Source organism: Streptomyces sp. NPDC058637, from assembly GCF_042717325.1.
In the GTDB taxonomy this organism is placed as follows: domain Bacteria; phylum Actinomycetota; class Actinomycetes; order Streptomycetales; family Streptomycetaceae; genus Streptomyces.
On record NZ_JBHXRD010000005.1, the window covers coordinates 17197 to 40017 of the forward strand.

Annotated in this window: 18 protein-coding genes and 1 pseudogene; 14 read left to right on the plus strand and 5 right to left on the minus strand. The window is 70.2% G+C overall.

The window, feature by feature from the left end:
• Window positions 1-10 precede the first annotated feature (10 nt).
• The 14 genes from ACFWVP_RS06235 (at window position 11) to recQ (ending at window position 17843) form a co-directional block, all read left to right on the plus strand.
• Entirely contained in the window at window positions 11-565 is a 555-nt protein-coding gene (locus tag ACFWVP_RS06235) for an NADH-quinone oxidoreductase subunit B family protein (RefSeq protein ID WP_014154689.1), read from the plus strand.
• Window positions 562-1278, plus strand: coding sequence for an NADH-quinone oxidoreductase subunit C (locus tag ACFWVP_RS06240; protein ID WP_384494035.1), 717 nt, complete (start codon window positions 562-564; stop codon window positions 1276-1278). Before ACFWVP_RS06235 ends, ACFWVP_RS06240 begins: the two co-directional genes overlap by 4 nt.
• Window positions 1278-2600 carry an NADH-quinone oxidoreductase subunit D gene (locus ACFWVP_RS06245; RefSeq protein ID WP_384494037.1) on the plus strand — a complete coding sequence of 441 codons (1323 nt, stop codon included), beginning with the start codon at window positions 1278-1280 and terminating at the stop codon, window positions 2598-2600. The genes ACFWVP_RS06240 and ACFWVP_RS06245 overlap by 1 nt, the downstream gene beginning before the upstream one ends.
• 29 nt (window positions 2601-2629) lie before the next feature.
• Window positions 2630-3445: an NADH-quinone oxidoreductase subunit NuoE gene (nuoE, locus tag ACFWVP_RS06250; RefSeq protein ID WP_384494038.1), complete on the plus strand. Its 816-nt coding sequence runs from the start codon at window positions 2630-2632 to the stop codon at window positions 3443-3445.
• Window positions 3445-4809 (plus strand): NADH-quinone oxidoreductase subunit NuoF, encoded by a 1365-nt coding sequence (gene nuoF / locus ACFWVP_RS06255; protein ID WP_384494040.1) that lies wholly within the window; start codon window positions 3445-3447, stop codon window positions 4807-4809. Before nuoE ends, nuoF begins: the two co-directional genes overlap by 1 nt.
• The gene (locus ACFWVP_RS06260) at window positions 4806-7313 is read left to right on the plus strand and encodes an NADH-quinone oxidoreductase subunit G (RefSeq protein ID WP_384494042.1); all 2508 of its coding nucleotides are present in this window, start codon (window positions 4806-4808) and stop codon (window positions 7311-7313) included. Before nuoF ends, ACFWVP_RS06260 begins: the two co-directional genes overlap by 4 nt.
• The gene (gene nuoH, locus ACFWVP_RS06265) at window positions 7310-8710 is read left to right on the plus strand and encodes an NADH-quinone oxidoreductase subunit NuoH (protein WP_384494044.1); all 1401 of its coding nucleotides are present in this window, start codon (window positions 7310-7312) and stop codon (window positions 8708-8710) included. The genes ACFWVP_RS06260 and nuoH overlap by 4 nt, the downstream gene beginning before the upstream one ends.
• Window positions 8703-9308 carry an NADH-quinone oxidoreductase subunit NuoI gene (nuoI, locus tag ACFWVP_RS06270; RefSeq protein WP_384494045.1) on the plus strand — a complete coding sequence of 202 codons (606 nt, stop codon included), beginning with the start codon at window positions 8703-8705 and terminating at the stop codon, window positions 9306-9308. Before nuoH ends, nuoI begins: the two co-directional genes overlap by 8 nt.
• Window positions 9305-10222 carry an NADH-quinone oxidoreductase subunit J gene (locus tag ACFWVP_RS06275; RefSeq protein ID WP_384494047.1) on the plus strand — a complete coding sequence of 306 codons (918 nt, stop codon included), beginning with the start codon at window positions 9305-9307 and terminating at the stop codon, window positions 10220-10222. Before nuoI ends, ACFWVP_RS06275 begins: the two co-directional genes overlap by 4 nt.
• Complete coding sequence (nuoK, locus tag ACFWVP_RS06280) at window positions 10219-10518, plus strand: NADH-quinone oxidoreductase subunit NuoK (protein ID WP_056796805.1); 300 nt, start codon at window positions 10219-10221, stop codon at window positions 10516-10518. Before ACFWVP_RS06275 ends, nuoK begins: the two co-directional genes overlap by 4 nt.
• 12 nt (window positions 10519-10530) lie before the next feature.
• Window positions 10531-12426 (plus strand): NADH-quinone oxidoreductase subunit L, encoded by a 1896-nt coding sequence (gene nuoL / locus ACFWVP_RS06285; RefSeq protein WP_384494048.1) that lies wholly within the window; start codon window positions 10531-10533, stop codon window positions 12424-12426.
• 4 nt (window positions 12427-12430) lie between these two features.
• Window positions 12431-14002: an NADH-quinone oxidoreductase subunit M gene (locus ACFWVP_RS06290; RefSeq protein ID WP_384494050.1), complete on the plus strand. Its 1572-nt coding sequence runs from the start codon at window positions 12431-12433 to the stop codon at window positions 14000-14002.
• Entirely contained in the window at window positions 13999-15663 is a 1665-nt protein-coding gene (gene nuoN, locus ACFWVP_RS06295) for an NADH-quinone oxidoreductase subunit NuoN (protein WP_384494052.1), read from the plus strand. Before ACFWVP_RS06290 ends, nuoN begins: the two co-directional genes overlap by 4 nt.
• Window positions 15664-15797: 134 nt before the next feature.
• A complete protein-coding gene (gene recQ, locus ACFWVP_RS06300; RefSeq protein ID WP_384494053.1) occupies window positions 15798-17843 on the plus strand; it encodes a DNA helicase RecQ in 2046 nt (681 codons plus the stop codon).
• A gap of 23 nt (window positions 17844-17866) precedes the next feature.
• Here the strand turns inward: recQ and ACFWVP_RS06305 are convergent, their stop codons facing one another.
• The 5 genes and pseudogenes from ACFWVP_RS06305 to ACFWVP_RS06325 form a co-directional block, all read right to left on the minus strand.
• Entirely contained in the window at window positions 17867-18472 is a 606-nt protein-coding gene (locus tag ACFWVP_RS06305; protein ID WP_384494362.1) for a Uma2 family endonuclease, read from the minus strand.
• A gap of 174 nt (window positions 18473-18646) precedes the next feature.
• A pseudogene (locus ACFWVP_RS06310) lies at window positions 18647-19009 on the minus strand (HEAT repeat domain-containing protein); the annotation flags it as partial.
• 21 nt (window positions 19010-19030) lie between these two features.
• Window positions 19031-19396, minus strand: coding sequence for a GPP34 family phosphoprotein (locus ACFWVP_RS06315; RefSeq protein ID WP_384494055.1), 366 nt, complete (start codon window positions 19394-19396; stop codon window positions 19031-19033).
• A gap of 67 nt (window positions 19397-19463) precedes the next feature.
• Complete coding sequence (fahA, locus tag ACFWVP_RS06320; protein ID WP_384494057.1) at window positions 19464-20693, minus strand: fumarylacetoacetase; 1230 nt, start codon at window positions 20691-20693, stop codon at window positions 19464-19466.
• Between the two features lie 125 nt (window positions 20694-20818).
• Entirely contained in the window at window positions 20819-22813 is a 1995-nt protein-coding gene (locus ACFWVP_RS06325; protein ID WP_384494059.1) for a CocE/NonD family hydrolase, read from the minus strand.
• Between the last annotated feature and the right edge of the window lie 8 nt (window positions 22814-22821).

The following is a 22821-nucleotide window of genomic DNA, read 5'->3' on the forward strand; positions in this document are numbered from 1 at the left end:
GGGACACACCATGGGACTCGAAGAGAAGCTGCCGAGCGGCTTTGTGCTGACCACTGTCGAGCAGGCCGCCGGATGGGTGCGGAAGTCGTCCGTCTTCCCCGCCACCTTCGGCCTCGCCTGCTGCGCCATCGAGATGATGACGACCGGAGCCGGGCGCTACGACCTGGCCCGTTTCGGGATGGAGGTCTTCCGCGGCTCGCCGCGGCAGGCGGATCTGATGATCGTCGCGGGACGGGTCAGCCAGAAGATGGCGCCCGTCCTGAGGCAGGTCTACGACCAGATGCCGAGCCCCAAGTGGGTCATCTCCATGGGGGTTTGCGCGTCATCGGGCGGTATGTTCAACAACTACGCAATTGTGCAGGGTGTTGACCATATTGTCCCGGTCGACATCTATTTGCCGGGATGCCCGCCGCGTCCCGAGATGCTGATCGACGCGATCCTCAAGCTCCACCAGAAGATCCAGGGCTCCAAGCTCGGGGTCAACGCCGAGGAAGCCGCCCGCGAGGCGGAGGAAGCGGCCCTGAAGGCACTGCCCCTGATCGAGATGAAGGGGCTGCTGCGATGAGCGACGAACCCAACAGCAACAGTGGCCAGGTGCCCGTCCCGCGCGACGACTCCGGTGAGGTCATCGGCGTACGCAAGGGGATGTTCGGCGCCGACAACGGCGGCGACACCTCGGGCTACGGCGGACTCGTCCGCACCGTGACCCTGCCGGGCGCCACGAACCGGCCCTACGGCGGCTGGTTCGACGAAGTGGCCGACGAGCTGGAAGGGGCCCTGGAGGAACAGGACCTGCTCCCCGCCGACGCCATCGAGAAGACGGTCGTCGACCGTGACGAGCTCACCTTCCACATCGCCCGCGAGCACCTGCTCCAGGTCGCCCGCACCCTGCGCGACGACCCGGCCCTGCGCTTCGAGCTGTGTACGGGCGTCAGCGGCGTGCACTTCCTCGGGGACAAGGGGCGCGAACTGCACGCGGTCTACCACCTGCGGTCGCTCACCCACGGGCGGCTGATCCGCCTGGAGGTGTCCGCCCCCGACAGCGACCCGCACATCCCGTCCCTCGTCGAGGTCTATCCGGCCAACGACTGGCACGAGCGCGAGACCTACGACTTCTTCGGGCTGATCTTCGACGGGCACCCCGCCCTGACGCGGATCATGATGCCGGACGACTGGCAGGGCTTCCCGCAGCGCAAGGACTACCCGCTCGGCGGCATCGCCGTCGAGTACAAGGGCGCCCAGATCCCGGCTCCGGACCAGCGGAGGTCGTACAGCTGATGACCACTCCCCGTGCAACACCGCGCTCCACGACCGAGGGGACTGTATATACAGTCACCGGCGGCGACTGGGACGAGGTCGTCGAGTCCGCCGCGAAGGCGGACGACGAACGCATCATCGTCAACATGGGCCCCCAGCACCCGTCCACGCACGGCGTGCTGAGGCTGATCCTGGAGATCGACGGCGAGACCGTCACGGAGGCCCGCTGCGGCATCGGCTACCTCCACACCGGCATCGAGAAGAACATCGAGTTCCGGAACTGGACGCAGGGCACCACCTTCGTCACGCGCATGGACTACCTGACCCCCCTCTCCAACGAGGCGGCGTACTGCCTCGGGGTCGAGAAGCTCCTGGGCATCGAGGACCAGATCCCCGACCGGGCCACCGTCCTGCGCGTCCTGCTGATGGAGCTCAACCGGATCTCCTCGCACCTGGTGTGCGTCGCCACCGGCGGCATGGAGCTCGGCGCGACGACGATCATGATCTACGGCCTCCGTGATCGTGAAATGATTCTCGATCTCTTCGAGCTGATCACCGGCCTCCGGATGAACCACGCGTTCATCCGGCCCGGCGGACTCGCCCAGGACCTGCCCCCGGGCGCGGTCGACCGGATCCGCGAGTTCCTGAAGACCATGAAGAAGAACCTGCCGGAGTACGACAAGCTCGCCACCGGCAACCCGATCTTCAAGGCCCGCATGCAGGACGTCGGATACCTCGACCTGGCCGGCTGCATGGCGCTCGGCGTCACCGGCCCGGTCCTGCGCTCCGCCGGACTCCCGCACGACCTGCGCAAGACCGACCCGTACTGCGGCTACGAGAACTACGAGTTCGACGTGCCCACCGCGGACACCTGCGACTCCTACGGCCGCTTCCTCATCCGGCTGGAGGAGATGCGCCAGTCGCTCAGGATCATCGAGCAGTGCCTGGACCGGCTGGAGCCGGGTCCGGTCATGGTCGCCGACAAGAAGATCGCCTGGCCCGCGCAGCTCGCGCTCGGACCCGACGGCCTCGGCAACTCGCTCGACCACATCAAGAAGATCATGGGCACCTCCATGGAGGCCCTGATCCACCACTTCAAGCTGGTGACCGAGGGCTTCCGGGTCCCGGTCGGACAGACGTACACCGCCGTGGAGGCCCCCAGGGGCGAGCTCGGTGTGCACCTCGTCTCGGACGGCGGCACCCGCCCCTACCGGGTCCACTTCCGCGACCCGTCCTTCACCAACCTGCAGGCCGTGGCGGCGATGTGCGAGGGCGGCCAGGTCGCCGACGTCATCGTCGCCGTCGCGTCCATCGACCCCGTGATGGGAGGCGTCGACCGGTGACCGCATCCAGTCGAGAAGTCAGTCTGGGGATGCCGCAGCTCCCCGCCCCCGCCTACCCGGCCGACGTACGCGCCCGGCTCGAAGCGGACGCGAAGGAGGTGATCGCCCGCTACCCCGGCAGCCGCTCCGCGCTGCTGCCGCTGCTGCACCTGGTGCAGTCGGAGGAGGGGTACGTCTCCCGCACGGGCATGGCGTTCTGCGCCGAACTCCTCGGCCTCACCACCGCCGAGGTCACCGCGGTCGCCACCTTCTACACGATGTACCGGCGCAGGCCGAGCGGCGACTACCAGGTCGGGGTCTGCACCAACACCCTGTGCGCGGTCATGGGCGGCGACGCCATCTTCGACCGGCTCAAGGAGCACCTGGGCGTCGGCAACGACGAGACGACCGAGGACGGCAAGGTCACCCTCGAACACATCGAGTGCAACGCGGCCTGCGACTTCGCGCCCGTCGTGATGGTCAACTGGGAGTTCTTCGACAACCAGACGCCGGAGAGCGCGACGCGGCTCGTCGACGACCTGATCGCCGGCCGGACCGTCGAACCCACCCGCGGCGCGCCCCTGTGCACGTACAAGGACACGGCCCGCATCCTGGCCGGCTTCCCCGACGAGCGCCCCGGCGCGGTCGAGGCCACCGGCGGGGCGGGAGCCGCCTCCCTGATCGGGCTGAAGCTCGCCAAGGGCGAGGCCGCTCCACAGGCCCGCGTGGTCGCACCCCGGGGCGAGGCCCCGCGCGACCGTCCGCAGAAGGGTGCCGAGCACCTCAGCTCGCACGACGCACCGCAGCAGACCTCGGCCTCCGACCCGGATCACCCGGCCGGGCCCGCAGCCGAGGAGGGGGAGTGATGACCTTGGCAGCCGAGATCGACAACAACGGGACCAGCCCGGAGAAGCTCCTGGCCCCCGTCCTCTCCGCCTTCTGGGACGAGCCGGAGTCCTGGACCCTGGACACCTACCGTCGCCACGAGGGCTACGAGGGACTGCGCAAGGCGCTGGCCATGTCGCCGGACGACCTCATCGCGTACGTCAAGGACTCCGGTCTGCGCGGACGCGGAGGCGCCGGCTTCCCCACCGGGATGAAATGGCAGTTCATCCCGCAGGGCGACGGCAAGCCGCACTACCTGGTGGTCAACGCCGACGAGTCGGAGCCGGGGACCTGCAAGGACATCCCGCTCCTCTTCGCCAACCCGCACAGCCTCATCGAGGGCATCGTGATCGCCTGCTACGCGATCCGCTCGTCCCACGCCTTCATCTACCTGCGCGGCGAAGTCGTCCCCGTACTGCGGCGGCTGCACGAGGCCGTGCGCGAGGCGTACGCGGCGGGCTACCTGGGGAAGGACGCACTCGGCCCCGGGCTCGACCTGGAACTCACCGTGCACGCCGGTGCCGGCGCGTACATCTGCGGTGAGGAGACCGCGCTGCTCGACTCGCTGGAAGGACGGCGCGGCCAGCCCCGGCTGCGTCCCCCCTTCCCAGCGGTCGCCGGTCTGTACGCCTGCCCCACCGTGGTGAACAACGTCGAGTCCATCGCCTCGGTTCCCGCGATCCTGAACCGCGGCAAGGACTGGTTCAAGTCGATGGGCAGCGAGAAGTCCCCGGGCTTCACGCTGTACTCGCTCAGCGGGCACGTCACGGGCCCCGGCCAGTACGAGGCCCCGCTCGGCATCACCCTGCGCCAGCTGCTCGACATGAGCGGCGGCATCCGCGCGGGCCACCGCCTCAAGTTCTGGACCCCCGGCGGCTCCTCCACCCCGATGTTCACCGAGGAACACCTCGACGTCCCGCTGGACTACGAGGGCGTCGGCGCCGCCGGATCCATGCTCGGCACCAAGGCGCTGCAGTGCTTCGACGAGACCACCTGCGTCGTACGCGCCGTCACCCGCTGGACCGAGTTCTACGCCCATGAGTCCTGCGGCAAGTGCACGCCATGCCGTGAGGGCACCTACTGGCTCGTCCAGCTGCTCCGCGACATCGAGGCCGGCAAGGGCGAGATGGCCGACCTCGACAAGCTCAACGACATCGCCGACAACATCAACGGCAAGTCCTTCTGCGCCCTCGGCGACGGCGCCGCCTCGCCGATCTTCTCCTCGCTGAAGTACTTCCGCGAGGAGTACGAGCAGCACATCACCGGCAAGGGCTGCCCCTTCGATCCCGCCAAGTCGACCGTCTGGGCCGACGACAAGAACGCTCACCGGGGGGTGAACGCATGACAGTCACCACGAGTGCGCCCTCCGGGGGCGGCGAGGCGGCCATCCCGCCCGAGGACCTCGTCACGCTGACGATCGACGGCATCGAGATCAGCGTCCCCAAGGGCACCCTGGTCATCCGCGCCGCCGAGCTCCTCGGCATCGAGATCCCGCGCTTCTGCGACCACCCGCTCCTCGACCCGGCCGGCGCCTGCCGGCAGTGCATCGTCGAGGTCGAGGGCCAGCGCAAGCCGATGGCGTCCTGCACCATCACGTGCACCGACGGCATGGTCGTGAAGTCGCAGATCACCTCGCCCGTCGCGGAGAAGGCCCAGAAGGGGGTGATGGAGCTCCTGCTCATCAACCACCCGCTGGACTGCCCGGTCTGCGACAAGGGCGGCGAGTGCCCCCTGCAGAACCAGGCGATGTCGCACGGCGGCGCCGACTCCCGCTTCGACGGGAAGAAGCGCACCTTCGAGAAGCCGGTACCCATCTCCACCCAGGTGCTGCTGGACCGCGAGCGGTGCGTGCTCTGCGCACGCTGCACCCGGTTCTCCAACCAGGTGGCCGGCGACCCGATGATCGAACTCATCGAGCGCGGTGCCCTCCAGCAGGTCGGTACCGGTCAGGGCGACCCCTTCGAGTCGTACTTCTCCGGCAACACCATCCAGATCTGCCCGGTCGGCGCGCTCACCTCCGCGGCGTACCGCTTCCGCTCCCGGCCCTTCGACCTGGTGTCCACGCCGTCGGTGTGCGAGCACTGCGCGGGCGGCTGCGCGACCCGGACCGACCACCGGCGCGGCAAGGTCATGCGGCGGCTCGCCTCCAACGACCCCGAGGTCAACGAGGAATGGCTCTGCGACAAGGGCCGCTTCGGCTTCCGCTACGCCCAGCAGCGTGACCGGCTCACCACCCCGCTCGTACGCAACGCGGACGGAGTCCTCGAAGCGGCCAGCTGGCCCGAGGCACTCGCCGTCGCGGCTGCCGGTCTCTCCGCCGCGCACGGCCGGGCCGCCGTCCTCACCGGCGGCCGGCTGACCGTCGAGGACGCCTACGCGTACAGCAAGTTCGCGCGGATCGCCCTCGGCACCAACGACATCGACTTCCGCGCGCGGATCCACAGCGGCGAGGAGGCCGACTTCCTGGCCGCCCGGGTGGCCGGACGCGGACGCGACCTGGACGGCGGCGGGGTCACGTACACCTCGCTGGAGAAGGCCCCGGCGGTCCTGCTGGCCGGCTTCGAGTCCGAGGAGGAGGCGCCCGGCGTCTTCCTGCGGCTGCGCAAGGCCCACCGCAAGCACGGACAGCGGACGTTCGCGCTCGCCTCGCACACCAGCCGGGGCCTGGAGAAGGCGGGCGGCGCACTGCTCCCCGCCGCACCCGGCACCGAGACCGAATGGCTGGACGCACTCGCGGGCGGAGTCGGCCTGGAGGGCGAGGGAGCCGTGGCGGCCGAGGCACTGCGCGGCGAGGGCGCCCTGATCGTCGTCGGCGAACGGCTCGCCGGAGTGCCCGGCGCGCTCACCGCCGCCGTACGGACCGCCGTCGCGACCGGAGCCACCCTCGTGTGGATCCCGCGGCGGGCCGGTGAGCGCGGCGCCCTGGAGGCGGGCGCGCTCCCGTCGCTGCTGCCCGGCGGCCGTCCGGCGACCGACCCGCGGGCCAGGGACGAGGTGGCGTCCGTCTGGGGCGTCGCCGAACTCCCGTCCCGCTTCGGCCGCGACACCGGCCAGATCGTGGAGGCCGCGGCCACCGGCGAGCTGGCCGCGCTGCTCGTCGCGGGCGTCGACCCCGAGGACCTGCCCGACCCGGCCCGCGCCGTCCAGGCGCTCGACGAGGTCGGCTTCCTGGTCTCACTGGAGCTGCGCCCCGGCGCCGTCACCGAGCGCGCCGACGTGGTCCTGCCCGTCGCCGCCGTCGCGGAGAAGCCCGGCACCTTCCTCAACTGGGAGGGCAGGGCGCGGATGTTCGAGGCCGCGCTCAAGCCCGAGCAGCTGCCGCGCACGCTCTGCCCGACCGACGCACGGGTGCTGCACATGCTGGCCGACGCGCTGGACGTGCACCTCGCCCTGCCCGACCTGCGGGCGGCCCGCCGCGAGCTGGACCGGCTCGGCGGCTGGCAGGGCGCCCACGCGGAGGACCCGCGGGCGACGTCCCGGCCGGTGCCCCGGGCCGGCGACGGCGAGGCGGTCCTCGCGGGCCACCGGATGCTGCTCGACCGCGGCCGGCTGCAGGAGGGCGACGAGGCACTGGCCGGCACCCGGCACGCGGCCGTCGCCCGGCTGTCCGCCACCACGGCGGCCGAGGCCGGGGTGAAGGACGGCGACCTGCTGGCCGTCACCGGCCCCGCCGGCACCACCGAACTCCCGCTGGCGGTCACCGACATGCCGGACCGCGTCGTGTGGGTGCCGCTCAACTCGGTGGGCCGGGGCGTCCCGGCCGACACGGGAGCGGTCCCCGGCGCGCTGGTCCGGATCGGCCCCGCGGCCCCCGGATCCCACGACGCCGCATCGGAGGTACGGGCGTGACTGGCCTCGTCCCACTCGCGACGGCACCGCACAGTGCCGTCCTCGCCGCCGAGGATCTCTCGATGTTCGGCACCGACCCCTGGTGGCTCGTCGCCGTCAAGGCGGTGTTCTGCTTCGCGTTCCTGATGGTGACCGTGCTCTTCTCCATCGTGTGGGAGCGCAAGGTCGTCGCCTGGATGCAACTGCGCATCGGCCCGAACCGGCACGGCCCCTGGGGCATGCTCCAGTCGCTCGCCGACGGCATCAAGCTGATGCTGAAGGAAGACGTCGTCGTCAAGCGGGCCGACAAGGTCGTCTACGTCCTGGCGCCGATCATCGCCGCGGCCCCCGCCTTCATGGCGATCGCGGTGATCCCCTTCGGCCCGTCCGGCAACGAGGTCTCGATCTTCGGCCAGCGCACGACGATGCAGCTGACGGACCTGCCGATCGCGATGCTCTACATCCTCGCGATCGCCTCCGTCGGCATCTACGGCATCGTGCTGGCCGGCTGGTCGTCCGGATCGACGTACCCGCTCCTCGGCGGTCTGCGCTCATGTGCCCAGATGATCAGCTACGAGATCGCCATGGGTGCCGCGTTCGCCTCGGTGTTCCTCTACTCCGGGTCGATGTCGACCTCGAAGATCGTGGAGGCGCAGGAGGACCGCTGGTTCATCATCCTGCTGCCGGTCTCCTTCATCATCTACGTCGTCACCATGGTCGGGGAGACCAACCGCGCCCCGTTCGACATGCCGGAGTCCGAGGGCGACCTGGTCGGCGGCTTCAACACCGAGTACTCCTCGATCAAGTTCGCGATGTTCATGCTCGCCGAGTACGTCAACATGGTCACCGTCTCCGCGGTCTCCGTGACCCTGTTCCTGGGCGGCTGGCGGGCTCCGTACCCGATCAGCACCTTCTGGGAGGGCGCGAACCACGGCTGGTGGCCGATGCTCTGGTTCGTCATCAAGGTCCAGCTGCTGCTGTTCTTCTTCATCTGGCTGCGCGGCACCCTGCCCAGGGTCCGCTACGACCAGCTGATGAAGCTCGGCTGGAAGGTCCTGATCCCGGTCTCCGTGGTCTGGCTGATGCTGGTCGCCACGGTCAGGGCGCTGCGCAACGAGGGGTACGACTTCTCGAAGATCGTGCTGTACGTCGCCGGTGCCGTCATCGCGATCCTGCTGATCTCCTTCGTGGCCGACATCTTCCGGGACCGGAAGGCCAAGGCCGCCGAGGCGGAGGCCGGACCGGAGCCGGCGTTCGATCCGATGGCGGGCGGATTCCCGGTGCCGCCGCTGCCGGGCCAGACCCTGCCGCCGGTGCCGCGCCGCAGACCACGACGTGAGCGGGAGCTCGTTGTCAGTGGCGGGCCGGATACTCAGAGTGACGAGTCGAGTGACGGAAAGGAGGCTGACGGTGTCTGAGCCCTCGGAGCCCACTGAGCCCTCAGGGGAGAAGTTCCTCAATCCCGTGGCCGGCTTCGGCGTGACCTTCAAGGCCATGTTCAAGAAGCGGCTGACCGAGCAGTACCCGGAGACGCAGAAGGTGACGGCGCCGCGCTTCCACGGCCGGCACCAGCTCAACCGTCATCCGGACGGCCTGGAGAAGTGCGTCGGCTGCGAGCTGTGCGCCTGGGCGTGTCCGGCGGACGCCATCTACGTGGAGGGTGCGGACAACACCGACGAGGAGCGCTACTCCCCGGGGGAGCGCTACGGCCGCGTCTACCAGATCAACTACGCGCGCTGCATCCTGTGCGGTCTCTGCATCGAGGCGTGCCCCACCCGGGCACTGACCATGACGAACGACTTCGAGCTCGCCAACACCACGCGCGAGAGCCTGATCTACACCAAGGACGAGCTGCTCGCGGGGCTGGAGGAAGGCATGGTCGACAGCCCGCACGCGATCTTCCCCGGCACGGACGAACAGGACTACTACCGGGGCCTGGTCACCGAGGCCGCACCCGGTACGGAGCGCCAGACGGCCGTGTCCAAGGGCGAGTCGGACAAGGAGGCGGACGTATGACCTCCGGTCTGGCCGCAGCGGCCACGCTCACCTCGACCGGCGAAGCCGTCCAGTTCTGGCTGCTCGGCACCGTAGCCGTCATCGGCGCGCTCGCCACCGTCCTGATGAAGAAGGCGGTGCACAGCGCACTGTCGCTCGCCGGCACCATGATCGTGCTGGCGGTCTTCTACCTCGCCAACGGCGCCTACTTCCTGGGCATCGTCCAGATCGTCGTCTACACCGGCGCGATCATGATGCTGTTCCTCTTCGTGGTCATGCTCGTCGGTGTCACCGCGGCGGACTCCCTCAAGGAGACCCTCAAGGGCCAGCGCTGGCTGGCCGCCGCCTGCGGCCTCGGCTTCGGCATCCTCCTGATCGCCGGCATCGGCCAGGCCTCGCTGAGCACCTTCAACGGCCTGGGCGCGGCGAACGCCGTGCACGGCGGCAACGTCGAGGGCCTCGCCAACCTGATCTTCACCAAGTACGTCTTCGCGTTCGAGATCACGGGCGCCCTGCTCATCACGGCGACCGTCGGCGCGATGCTGCTCACGCACCGCGAGCGCACCGAACGCGCCAAGACGCAGCGGGAGATGTCACAGGAGCGGGTGCGCAGCAGCCACCTGCCTCCGCTGCCCGCCCCGGGTGTCTACGCACGGCACAACGCCGTGGACATCGCCGGACTGCTCCCGGACGGCACCGCGTCCGAGCTCACCGTCATGCAGACGCTGCGCCGGCGCGGCCAGATCCGGGACGTGTCCGACGAGTCGCTCGCCGACCTCAAGGCGCTGGAACAGCGCTCCGGGGAGCGGCTGGGCCGTGACCGTCCGGACAACGCCCTCCCGAAGCAGAACAACGGCAGCGCGAAGAACAGCCCTGCGAAGAACGGCAGCGCGAAGACGGACCTCGCAGAAGAAGGGGAGGAGGTCGCCAAGTGAATCCGGTCAACTACCTCTACCTCGCGGCCCTTTTGTTCACGATCGGCGCCTCCGGTGTGCTGATCAGGCGGAACGCGATCGTGGTGTTCATGTGCATCGAGCTGATGCTCAACGCCTGCAACCTCACGCTCGTCGCGTTCTCCCGGATGCACGGCAACCTCGACGGCCAGATCATCGCCTTCTTCACGATGGTCGTCGCCGCCGCGGAGGTCGTCGTCGGGCTCGCGATCATCGTGTCGCTGTTCCGCTCCCGCCACTCGGCCTCGGTCGACGACGCCAGCCTGATGAAGCTGTAAGGGGTCGGAATCGTGGAAAACCTGATTGCGCTGCTGGTCGCGGCGCCCCTGCTCGGAGCGGTGGTCCTGCTGTGCGGTGGCCGCCGGCTCGACCGGGCCGGCCACTGGATCGGCACCCTGTTCGCCGCCGCGTCCTTCGTCGTCGGTGTCATGCTGTTCGCCGACATGCTGGGCAGGAGCGCGGACGACCGCGCGCTGCACCAGAAGCTGTACAGCTGGATTCCCGTCGAGGGATTCCAGGCCGACGTGGCCTTCCAGCTCGACCAGCTGTCGATGACGTTCGTCCTCCTGATCACGGGTGTGGGCACGCTGATCCACATCTACTCGATCGGCTACATGGAGCACGACGAGCGCCGACGCCGCTTCTTCGGCTATCTGAACCTGTTCCTCGCGGCGATGCTCGTCCTGGTCATCGCGGACAACTACCTGCTGCTGTACGTCGGGTGGGAGGGCGTCGGTCTGGCGTCGTACCTGCTCATCGGCTTCTGGCAGCACAAGCCCAGCGCGGCCACCGCCGCGAAGAAGGCCTTCCTGGTCAACCGGGTCGGCGACATGGGCCTGTCCATCGCGATCATGCTGATGTTCACCACCTTCGGCACCTTCGCCTTCGGCCCGGTGTTCGAGGCGACCGGGGACACGAGCGAGGGCAAGCTCACGGCGATCGGCCTGATGCTGCTCCTCGCGGCCTGCGGCAAGTCCGCCCAGGTGCCACTGCAGTCCTGGCTCGGTGACGCGATGGAGGGCCCGACCCCGGTCTCGGCCCTCATCCACGCCGCCACCATGGTGACCGCGGGCGTCTACCTCATCGTCCGCTCCGGCGTGATCTTCAACGGCGCGCCCGACGCGCAGCTGGTCGTCGTGGTCGTCGGTGCGGTCACGCTCCTCTTCGGTGCGATCGTCGGTTGCGCGAAGGACGACATCAAGAAGGCCCTCGCAGGGTCGACGATGTCGCAGATCGGCTACATGATCCTGGCCGCGGGCCTCGGCCCCATCGGCTACGTCTTCGCGATCATGCACCTGGTGACGCACGGCTTCTTCAAGGCCGGTCTCTTCCTCGGCGCCGGTTCGGTCATGCACGGCATGAACGACGAGGTCGACATGCGGAAGTACGGCGGCCTGCGGAAGTTCATGCCGGTCACCTTCGTCACCTTCGGTCTCGGCTACCTCGCGATCATCGGCTTCCCCGGTCTGTCCGGCTTCTTCTCCAAGGACATGATCATCGAGGCGGCCTTCGCCAAGGGCGGCACCGAGGGCTGGATCCTCGGCTCCGTCACCCTGCTGGGCGCCGCGATCACCGCGTTCTACATGACGCGCGTGATGCTGCTGACGTTCTTCGGCGAGAAGCGCTGGCAGCCGGACGCCGAAGGCCACGAGCCGCACCCGCACGAGTCACCGAAGTCGATGACGATCCCGATGATCGTGCTGGCCTTCGGGTCGGTCTTCGCCGGAGGCTTCTTCTCCATCGGCGACCGGTTCATGCACTGGCTGGAGCCCGTCACCGGACACGACCACGGACACGCCCCGGTCAGCGCGACCACCGTCACCGCCGCCACCATGGTGGTGCTCGTCATCGGTGTCGCCACCGCCTGGTCCATGTACGGGCGCAAGCCCGTCCCCGTCGTCGCCCCGCGCGGCTCGCTGCTCACCAGGGCCGCCCGCCGCGACCTCCTCCAGGACGACTTCAACCACGTGGTCCTGGTCCGCGGCGGCGAACACCTCACCCGCTCCCTGGTCTACGTCGACCACACCCTGGTCGACGGCGTCGTCAACGGCACGGCCGCCACGATGGGCGGGCTCTCCGGCCGGCTGCGCAAGCTGCAGAACGGCTATGCCCGCTCCTACGCGGTCTCGATGTTCGGCGGTGCGGCGGTCCTCATCGCCGCAACCCTGCTGATGAGGGCGGTCTGATCCCATGTCCTTTCCCCTCCTGACAGCGACGGCGGCGCTCCCGGCGATCGGCGCGATCGTCACCGCCGCCGTCCCCGCCGCGCGGCGCACCGCGGCCAAATGGCTCGCGCTGTTCTTCTCGCTGGGCACCCTCGTCCTGGCCGGCATCGTCTTCGCCCGCTTCGAACCCGGCGGCGACCGCTACCAGCTGACCGAATCGCACGCCTGGATCAAGGACTTCGGCGTGCGGTACGAGCTGGGGGTCGACGGCATCGGGGTGGCGCTCCTGGCGCTCACCGCGCTGCTGATCCCCTTCGTCATCCTGGCCGGCTGGCACGACGCCGACCCCCTGGAGACGAACTCCTCCCGGTGGCGCCCCACCCAGGGCTTCTTCGCGCTGATCCTGATGGTCGAAGCGATGGTGATCCTCTCCTTCGAGGCCACCGACGTCTTCCTCTTCTACATCCTCTTCGAAGCCATGCTCATCCCGATGTACTTCCTCATCGGCGGCTTCGGGGACCGGGCGCACGCGGGCACCGACGAGAACGCGGCGGCACAGCGCAGCTACGCGGCCGTGAAGTTCCTCCTCTACAACCTGGCCGGCGGCCTCATCATGCTGGCCGCCGTCATCGGGCTCTACGTGGTCGCGGGGAGCTTCTCGCTCGCCGAGATCGCCGAGGCCCGGGCCAACGGCTCGCTGGAGATGGCGAGCAGCACCGAACGGTGGCTGTTCCTCGGGTTCTTCTTCGCCTTCGCGGTGAAGGCCCCGCTGTGGCCGCTGCACACCTGGCTGCCCAACGCCATGGGGGAGGCGACCACTCCGGTCGCCGTCCTGATCACCGCGGTCGTCGACAAGGTCGGCACCTTCGCGATGCTCCGCTTCTGCCTCCAGCTGTTCCCGGAGGCCAGCAAGTGGGCCACGCCGGTCATCCTCGTCCTGGCGCTGATCTCCATCATCTACGGGGCACTGCTCGCCGTCGGCCAGCGCGACATCAAGCGGCTCATCGCCTACGCGTCGATCTCGCACTTCGGCTTCATCGTGCTCGGCATCTTCGCGATGACCAGTCAGGGCCAGTCGGGCGCCACGCTCTACATGGTCAACCACGGGCTCTCGACGGCCGCGCTGATGCTCGTCGCCGGATTCCTGATCACCCGGCGCGGTTCGCGCCTCATCGCCGACTACGGCGGGGTGCAGAAGGTGGCGCCGGTGCTGGCGGGGACGTTCCTGATCGGCGGTCTGGCCACACTCTCGCTGCCCGGCCTCGCCCCGTTCGTCAGTGAGTTCCTGGTCCTGGTCGGCGTGTTCAGCGCGTATCCGGTGGCCGGCGTCATCGCCACCCTCGGTATCGTGCTCGCCGCGCTCTACGTCCTCGTCCTCTACCAGCGGACGATGACCGGACCGGTCAGGGAGGGGATCGGGGGCATGCCCGACCTCAAGGTCCGTGAGCTGGCGGTGGCCCTTCCGCTGATCGCCCTGCTGATCTTCCTGGGGGTCTTCCCGAAGCCGCTCACGGATGTCGTCAACCCGGCGGTGCAGCACACCATGCACGACGTACAGAAGAAGGACCCCCAGCCCGAGGTGGAGGCCGCCAAGTGAGCGCAACAGCTGTCCACAGCCTGTGGACGAGGGCGGGCGAGGTGACGACGGCCGCACCGGGCGACAAGTTCACCGCTCCGACCATCGAGTACGCCCAACTGGCGCCCGTCCTGATCGTGATCGGCGCCGCCGTCCTCGGCATCCTGGTGGAGGCGTTCGTCCCGCGCCGGGCCCGGTACACCACGCAGGTGTTCCTGACGGTCGTCGCCCTCGCCGCCGCGTTCGCCGCGGTCGTGGCGCTCGCGGCCGGCGGGTACGCCGGGAAGAACGCGCAGATCGCCGCGATGGGCGCCGTCGCCGTCGACGGACCCGCCCTGTTCCTGCAGGGCACCATCCTGCTCGTCTCGGTCGTCTCCGTGTTCACGTTCGCCGAACGGCGCCTGGACCCGGCCACGCACGGCAACCGGGTGGACTCCTTCGCCGCCCAGGCCGGTTCCGTCCCCGGCAGCGACGGCGAGAAGGCGGCCGTCAAGGCCGGTTTCACCACGACCGAGGTCTTCCCGCTGGTCCTCTTCTCCGTGGCGGGCATGCTCGTCTTCCCGGCGGCCAACGACCTGCTGACGCTCTTCATCGCGCTCGAGGTCTTCTCCCTCCCGCTCTACCTCCTGTGCGCCGTCGCCCGCCGCAAGCGGCTGATGTCGCAGGAGGCCGCGGTGAAGTACTTCCTGCTCGGCGCCTTCTCCTCGGCGTTCCTGCTCTTCGGCATCGCCCTGCTCTACGGCTACGCGGGCACCGTCTCGTACGCCGGGATCGCGAACGTCGTCGACGGCACCGTCCAGGAGATCGACCCGGCCCTCGCCGGCACCATGGGCAACGACGCGCTGCTGCTGATCGGCGGCGCGATGATCCTCGTGGGCCTGCTCTTCAAGGTCGGCGCGGTCCCCTTCCACATGTGGACCCCGGACGTCTACCAGGGCGCACCCACCCCGGTCACCGGCTTCATGGCCGCGGCCACGAAGGTCGCCGCGTTCGGCGCGCTGCTGCGCCTGCTGTACGTGGTCCTGCCCGGCCTCACCTGGGACCTGCGCCCGGTCATGTGGGGCGTCGCGATCGTCACGATGCTGGGCGGGGCGATCGTCGCGATCACCCAGACCGACATCAAGCGGCTGCTGGCCTACTCCTCGATCGCGCACGCGGGCTTCATCCTCGCGGGTGTCATCGCGGCGAGCCCGGAGGGCGTCTCGTCCGTCCTCTTCTACCTGGGCGTGTACTCCTTCGTGACCGTCGGCGCCTTCGCCGTCGTCACCCTGGTGCGCGACGCGGGCGGCGAGGCGACGCACCTGTCGAAGTGGGCCGGGCTCGGCCGGCGCTCCCCGCTCACGGCGGCCGTCTTCGCCGTGTTCCTGCTGTCCTTCGCCGGCATCCCGCTCACCTCGGGCTTCAGCGGCAAGTTCGCCGTCTTCAAGGCGGCGGCGGACGGTGGTGCGGGCGCCCTGGTCGTGGTCGGTGTGATCTCGTCGGCCATCGCCGCGTTCTTCTACATCCGCGTCATCGTCCTGATGTTCTTCAGCGAGCCGAAGGCGGACGGCCCCACGGTCGCCGTCCCGTCCCCGCTGACGATGACCACGATCGCGGTCGGTGTCGCGGTCACCCTGGTGCTGGGCCTGGCCCCGCAGTACTTCCTGGACCTGGCGAACCAGGCGGGAGTGTTCGTGCGGTAACGCGCCGCAACACCACGGGGACGCCGGACGGGCACTGGAAGTCAAGCCCGTCCGGCGTTGTCGTACGCGGCGCCTATGGTTGCTGTGGACGGTTGGACAGCGACACGGACGGTACGGACGGGCGGACGGGAACGATGAGTGTGACGACCGAGAGCGCCGCGCGGCAGACGCTGCACCGGGTGTTCGGGTACGAGACGTTCCGCGGCGAGCAGGGCGCGGTGATCGAGCACGTGGTCGCCGGCGGCGATGCCGTCGTGCTCATGCCCACCGGCGGCGGCAAGTCCCTCTGCTACCAGATCCCCGCCCTGGTCAGGCCGGGCACCGGCATCGTGATCTCCCCGCTGATCGCGCTCATGCAGGACCAGGTGGACGCCCTGCGCGCGCTCGGGGTCCGGGCCGGCTTCATGAACTCCACGCAGGACTTCGACGAGCGCCGCTCGATGGAGGCCCAGTTCGTGGCGGGCGAGCTCGACCTGCTGTACCTGGCGCCGGAGCGCCTGCGCCTGGACTCCACCCTCGCGCTGCTCGCCCGCGGCGAGATCTCCGTCTTCGCGATCGACGAGGCGCACTGCGTCGCGCAGTGGGGCCACGACTTCCGTCCCGACTACCTGGCCCTGTCCGTCCTGGGCGAGCGCTGGCCCGACGTACCCCGGATCGCGCTCACGGCCACGGCGACCGACGCCACGCACCAGGAGATCACCCAGCGCCTGGGCATGCCCGAGGCCCGGCACTTCGTGGCCAGCTTCGACCGGCCCAACATCCAGTACCGCGTCGTGGGGAAGTCCGACCCGAAGAAGCAGCTCCTCACCTTCCTCAAGGAGGAGCACGCGGGGGACGCCGGTATCGTCTACTGCCTCTCCCGCAATTCGACGGAGAAGACCGCCGAGTACCTCAGCCGCAACGGCATCGAGGCCGTGCCGTACCACGCGGGCCTGGACGCGGCGACGCGCGCCCGGCACCAGTCGCGTTTCCTGCGCGAGGAGGGCCTGGTCGTCGTCGCGACCATCGCCTTCGGCATGGGCATCGACAAGCCCGACGTGCGCTTCGTCGCCCACCTCGACCTGCCGAAGTCCGTCGAGGGCTACTACCAGGAGACCGGCCGCGCGGGCCGTGACGGGGCGCCGTCCACGGCCTGGATGGCGTACGGACTCCAGGACGTCGTCCAGCAGCGCAAGCTGATCCAGGGCGGCGAGGGCGACGAGGCGTTCCGGCGCCGGGCCGCCTCTCACCTCGACTCGATGCTGGCGCTCTGCGAGACGGTGCAGTGCCGCCGCGCCCAGCTCCTGACCTACTTCGGCCAGGAGCCCGGCGCGGAGACCTGCGGCAACTGCGACACCTGCCTCACCCCGCCCGAGACCTGGGACGGCACGGAGGTCGCGCAGAAGCTGCTGTCCACCGTGGTCCGGCTGAAGCGGGAGCGCGGGCAGAAGTTCGGGGCCGGCCAGATCATCGACATCCTGCTGGGGCGCAAGACCGCGAAGATCATCCAGTTCGACCACGACCAGCTCTCGGTGTTCGGCATCGGCGAGGAGCTGGCCGAGGCGGAATGGCGCGGCGTGGTGCGCCAGCTGCTGGCCCAGGGACTGCTCGCGGTCGAGGGCGAGTACGGCACGCTCGTGCTGACCGAGGAGAGCGGTTCCGTGCTCGGCCGCGAGCGCGAGGTGCTGCTGCGCAAGGAGCCGAAGAGGCCGACGGCCAAGACGGTGAGGGGCGAGCGCAAGGGCAAGTCGGCGGCCGCCGTGGCGGACCTCCCCACGGAGGCCGTGCCGGTCTTCGAGGCGCTGCGCACCTGGCGCGGTGTCCAGGCGAAGGAGCTGGGCCTCCCGGCGTACGTGATCTTCCACGACGCGACGCTGCGGGAGATCGCCGCCCTGCGCCCCGGTTCGCTCGCGGAGCTGGGAGGGATCAGCGGTCTGGGCGAGAAGAAGCTGGCTACGTACGGCGAGGGCGTCCTGGAGGTTCTGGCCGGGCTGGGGGACGCGGCGCCGGTCACCTCCGACGCGGAACCCGCCCCCGCTCCGCCGGAACCGGCGTCCCGGCCCACCGTGGTCCCGCCGAGGCCGGAAGCCGCGCGGACAGCCGAGCCGGCGCGACCGGTACAGCCGGCGCGGGACGCACGGGCGGAGCAGGACACGGACGCGCACTTCGGCTGGGACGAGGAGCCGCCCGAGTTCGACTGAGCGCGCGACGGGCGGCGACGGGTCTACTCCGGCGCCGCCCGGCGGCGCGGGGTGATGGCGGTGAGGTCGAGATCGATCTCGAAGGGGACGGAGACCTTCATGCGGTCGTGGAAGATCCCGGTGGAGGTGTAGGCCCCGGTGGCAGGATCCAACTCGTAGACGTAGACCACGGCACGGCCGTCGTGGTTCTCCACCCGCCAGAGGTGCGGAATCTTCACCCGGGCGTACTTCACCGGCTTGGTCTCCCGGTCCCGTGAGCGTGACTCCGGCGAGACGACCTCGACGGCCAGCTGGACGGACTCGGCGGGGAAGCGGGTCTGGTCCGGGTTCTGGATGATCTCGCCGTCGACGACGATGACGTCGGGCTCGGGCCGGTTGTAGCGGTCGATGTCGATGGTGAACTCGCGCACCACCTCCATCTCGGGCGGTGCGATCGACTGCAGCTGCCAGTTGAAGAAGTCAACCGCCCGTGAGTGGAACAGGGTCTGCGGACTCACGAAAACAAGGCTCCCGTCGATCAGCTCCGTGTGCGGGGGCAGATTCGGGAGTGTGTCCAGGTCATCGGCGGTCCAGCCGCCCACGGGCGGAACCGCCCACCTCGGCTCGGGGGCCTCGGGTTCGATGCTCATCGGTGCTCCCATGCGAAGGAGTCTCACGGTTCCGTCCAGCGTATCCGCCGACAACCGGATCAAGCCCACCCGCACGTGTGCACGACTCACGCGTCGTTGACCGCCGCCCCCCCGCGCCGCGTAAGCGCGCACGTCCGCGTCCGGGTCGGCGAGCACCCCGGCCAAGGCCTCCCGGGCCGCGTCATGGGCCGTGTGGTGGAGCAGCGCCAGCACCGCCGCCTTGCGTACGTCGGCGTTCGGGTCGCCCAGGGCCCCGGCCGGCGGGGCGATCACGGCATCCGGATCCGCCGCGGAGAGCGCCGTCGCCGCCCCCGCGCGGACCTGCCACGCAGGATCCACCAGGGCCTCGGTCGCCCTCGCGGCGTACGGCGCAGGGCACCCCGTCGCGGCGAGCGCGGCCAGGGCGGCCAGGGCGGCGGCGCGGACCAGCGCGTCCCTGTCCTCCAGCAGCGGGGTGAGCGGTGCCGGCGCGGACCGTGACGAACGCTCCCGTACGGGTGTTGAGACCCGCCGCCCCGATCGCCCGGCCGTCGTCACCGGTGAGGATCCGGACCGGCATCACCCGGTTCTCGATCCGGATCCGCTCCCGCATCCCACGGCGCCGCAGCTGCCGGTAGAGGACCGCGGACCGAGGAAGCGGCGGGTCTCCCCGAGCAGGGTGCCGCGCCCCAACAGGGCGTCCGTGTAGAGGCCCTCGGCATACCGTCCGGACTGCCGGACCCAGCGCCCGGCGGACATGCCCGAACCGGACCGGCGCCTGCCCGGAGGCGGCAGGCCGCGCAGGAACACCGCGAGGAGCGGGCCCGGCGGGTCCAGCGGATTCACCACGTGCACCCGGCCGCGCTCCTCGGTGATCCACCCCTGGAGCTCCAGCTCGGCCAGGACTGCCCCGGCCGTGCCGTACTCCAGATACGGGCCCGGCACAGGGGCTTGCCCCGCACCGGGTCCAGGGTGAGCAGAAGCAGCTACTCGGGAAGCGTCGGCCTGCCGGTCACGGCCCGGGCACGATCCGTCCCGTGACCTCACCGAGCCCGACCCGCGTCCCGTGCGGTCCGGGCGCCCAGGCGGACAGCGTCACCGTGTCGCCGTCCTCCAGGAACGTCCGCCTGCCCTCGGGCAGGTCCAGCGGATCGCGGCCGTTCCAGGTGAGTTCGAGCAGGGAGCCGCGCTCGCCGGGCTCCGCGCCGCTGACCGTGCCGGATCCGTACAGGTCACCCGTGCGCAGCGAGGCGCCGTTCACCGTCATCTGCGCCAACTGCTGGGCCGCCGTCCAGTACATGGAGGAGAACGGCGGCTCGGAGACCACCTGTCCGTTGATCGCGACCGAGATCCGGATGTCGAAACCGCCGGGCTCCTCGTCGTCCGCGTCGTCCAGATAGGGGAGCGGCTCGACGTCCCGGGCGGGCGGCGCCGTACGGGCCGCGTCCAGGGCCTCCAGCGGGGTCACCCACGCCGATACGGAGGTGGCGAAGGACTTGCCGAGGAACGGGCCGAGCGGCACGTACTCCCAGGCCTGGATGTCCCGGGCCGACCAGTCGTTCAGCAGGCACAGGCCGAAGACGTGCTCACGGAAGTCGGCGAGCGCGACGGGGGAGCCCTGCCGCGACGGGACGCCGACGACGAAGCCGACCTCGGCCTCGATGTCCAGCTTCACCGAGGGCCCGAAGACGGGGGCCGGGTCGGTGGGGGCCTTACGCTGCCCGGACGGGCGCACCACGTCCGTGCCGGAGACGACGACCGTGCCCGCCCGCCCGTGGTAACCGATCGGCAGGTGCTTCCAGTTGGGGGTGAGAGCGGCACCGTCCGGCCGGAAGATCCGCCCGACGTTGGTGGCGTGGTGCTCACTGGCGTAGAAGTCGACGTAGTCCGCGACCGCGTACGGCAGGTGCAGCGTCACCGCGTCGACCGGGTGCAGCAGGGGCTCTATGTCCGCGCGGTGCGCCGGGACGGTCACCCACGCGGTGAGCGCGCGCCGCACGTCCCGCCAGGCGGTCCGGCCGGCCGCCAGGAGGGCCGTCAGGTCGGGCTGCGCCAGCAGTTGGGCGTAAGGCGAACCGAGCGCGTGCGCCGCGGCTCCGGCGTCCAGCACATGGCTGCCGACGCGGACACCGACCCTGTGGTCGTCCGGGTGCTCGGGGGTGGAGAACACGCCGTACGGCAGGTGGTGCGGACCGAAGGGGTCGCCCTCGGCCAGATCGAGCGGGCTGCTCTGCTCGGGCATCTGTTGCTGCCTCGCTTTCCGGGTCGCTTGAGGGACACGTTACGTCGGCGGCGCCACCCCGCGGCAGTGCCTCAAGCACGCGTGATGCCCGGAAAGTCACGTCGTATTCCCCTTGCCCGGGCCCGTCACCCGGCCGTGCGGGGGATCCTCTTCTCCCAGGTCCGGTGGAAGACGATCTCGTCGCCGTCCGTGCACACGACCTCGTTGGACGTGATGAAGTCGTCGGCGTCCGCGGAGAGCTCCGAACGCGTCTGCACCCGCACGTCCCAGGACATCTCCGGCCGGTGCAGCCGGATCGTCCAGTCGGAGCGGGCCCGCGCCGACAGCGGGTCGTCCTCCTGGATCGTGTAGGTCTCCACGGCGTCCTCGGTGAATTCGAGCCCGTCCGGGTAGACCCGCGTACCGCCGTAGCGCGGGTCGACCTCCAGGCGCCATTCGCCCTTGGCGACGTCGCGGACCACCAGACGCTCCGGGCGCTGCTCGTCGAGCGTGACCGGGAAGACCACCCCGAGCGGCTCCGACTGCTCCGGTTCGCCGAAGGTGATCGCCGGGTCCTCCGTGTGCCGGCGCACCGGGAGTTCGACGAGGCTGCCGTCCGCGTCGAGCGTGAAGCCGTCCGAACCGGCCTGCGGCCAGATCCAGGGCCAGTACGAGGACGAGACGGCGAGCCTGATCCGGTGGCCGCGCGGGAAGGTGTGCCCGATGCCGTTCAGCTCGAAGGCCACGTCCTCGGTCTCCCCGGCCGGCCAGTCCTCGGACCGGTCCCGGCCGTGCCGTGCCGACAGGTTCAGGACGCCCCGGGTCACCAGGGTCGAGGCGCCGTCCGGGGCCACGTCGCACAGCCGGACGACCACCTGGCCGCGCGGCACGTCCATCCGGACGCGGAGCTTCACCCGGGGCCTGCCGAGGATCTCGATCGGGGCGTCGGCGACGGGGAACTCGAAGCACACCGACTTGGCGTCCTCGTCACGCTGGTCCGGGGGCAGGTCGGCGTCGTTGCCGAACGGGAAGAAGCGGCCCGCGTCCAGCCCGGTCTGCTGCGGCGAGCGGACGATCTGCGGACCGCCCTGGAGGGCGTACGCCACCGGCGCGACGTTCTCCGACGGCCACCGCGCGTCTCCGACCCAGCGGCCGGGCAGCGTCTCGTAGACCGTGGCGGGACGGTGCGAGCCGCTGATCCAGGACCGCAGCAGGGGTTCGTTCATCACCCCGGTGTCCTCGTCCTTGAGGTGCTGGTCCCACCAGCGCAGCGTCTCCTGGAGGAAGCCGATCGCGGGACCCGGGGGCAGCCCCCGGTCCGGGTACTGGTGCGACCAGGGCCCGATCAGCCCGCGCACCTGCCCCGGGTCCAGGTGTTCGACGAGCCGCAGGACGGTGTCGCGGTACGGGTCGTGCCAGCCGCCCACCGCCAGGACCTTCGCCTTGACGGCCCCGTAGTCCTCGCAGACGCTGCCGTGCTTCCAGTAGTCGTCACGGGTCTGGTGCGACAGCCACGTGTGGATGAACGGATCGACGGCTTCGAGCCGCTTCAGCCACATGTCCTTCCAGTCGTCGCCGACGTCCGCCGGGTCCGGCGGGCGGGAGACGAAGGCCAGCATGGTGGAGGCCCAGGCGTGCATGTCGACCGCGAGGACGGAGCCGCCCATGTAGTGGACGTCGTTGTCGTAGCGGTCGTCGGCCGAGCAGACGGTGACGATCGCCTTCAGCGGCTCCGGTGCCAGGGCGGCGATCTGGAGCGAGTTGAAGCCGCCCCACGAGATGCCGAACATGCCGACCCGGCCCGAGCACCACTCCTGCCGGGCGAGCCAGTGCACCACGGCGACCCCGTCCGCGAGCTCCGTCGCGTCGTACTCGTCACCCGGCATGCCCTCGCTGTTGCCGTGCCCGCGCACGTCGACCCGCACGGAGGCGTAGCCGTGGCCGGCGTACCAGGGGTGGCGCTGCCGGTCGCGCGGCGCCGTCCAGTCGCTCAGCCGGTACGGCAGGTACTCCAGCAGCGCGGGCACCGGTTCGTCGGTGACCGGCCGCCAGATCCGGGCGTACAGCTGGGTGCCGTCCGCGAGGGGGATGTAGAGGTCCTCGTGGGTCGTCTCGTACGGAAAATCGGTGCGGATCTGCATGGCGATAC

Coding starts and splice junctions, on each gene's coding strand:
- ACFWVP_RS06235 (WP_014154689.1), top strand. CDS start 11: ATGGGACTCGAAGAGAAGCTGCCGAGCGGCTTTGTGCTGACCACTGTC.
- ACFWVP_RS06240 (WP_384494035.1), top strand. CDS start 562: ATGAGCGACGAACCCAACAGCAACAGTGGCCAGGTGCCCGTCCCGCGC.
- ACFWVP_RS06245 (WP_384494037.1), top strand. CDS start 1,278: ATGACCACTCCCCGTGCAACACCGCGCTCCACGACCGAGGGGACTGTA.
- nuoE (WP_384494038.1), top strand. CDS start 2,630: ATGCCGCAGCTCCCCGCCCCCGCCTACCCGGCCGACGTACGCGCCCGG.
- nuoF (WP_384494040.1), top strand. CDS start 3,445: ATGACCTTGGCAGCCGAGATCGACAACAACGGGACCAGCCCGGAGAAG.
- ACFWVP_RS06260 (WP_384494042.1), top strand. CDS start 4,806: ATGACAGTCACCACGAGTGCGCCCTCCGGGGGCGGCGAGGCGGCCATC.
- ACFWVP_RS06275 (WP_384494047.1), top strand. CDS start 9,305: ATGACCTCCGGTCTGGCCGCAGCGGCCACGCTCACCTCGACCGGCGAA.
- ACFWVP_RS06290 (WP_384494050.1), top strand. CDS start 12,431: ATGTCCTTTCCCCTCCTGACAGCGACGGCGGCGCTCCCGGCGATCGGC.
- recQ (WP_384494053.1), top strand. CDS start 15,798: ATGAGTGTGACGACCGAGAGCGCCGCGCGGCAGACGCTGCACCGGGTG.
- ACFWVP_RS06305 (WP_384494362.1), bottom strand. CDS start 18,472: ATGAGCATCGAACCCGAGGCCCCCGAGCCGAGGTGGGCGGTTCCGCCC.
- fahA (WP_384494057.1), bottom strand. CDS start 20,693: ATGCCCGAGCAGAGCAGCCCGCTCGATCTGGCCGAGGGCGACCCCTTC.
- ACFWVP_RS06325 (WP_384494059.1), bottom strand. CDS start 22,813: ATGCAGATCCGCACCGATTTTCCGTACGAGACGACCCACGAGGACCTC.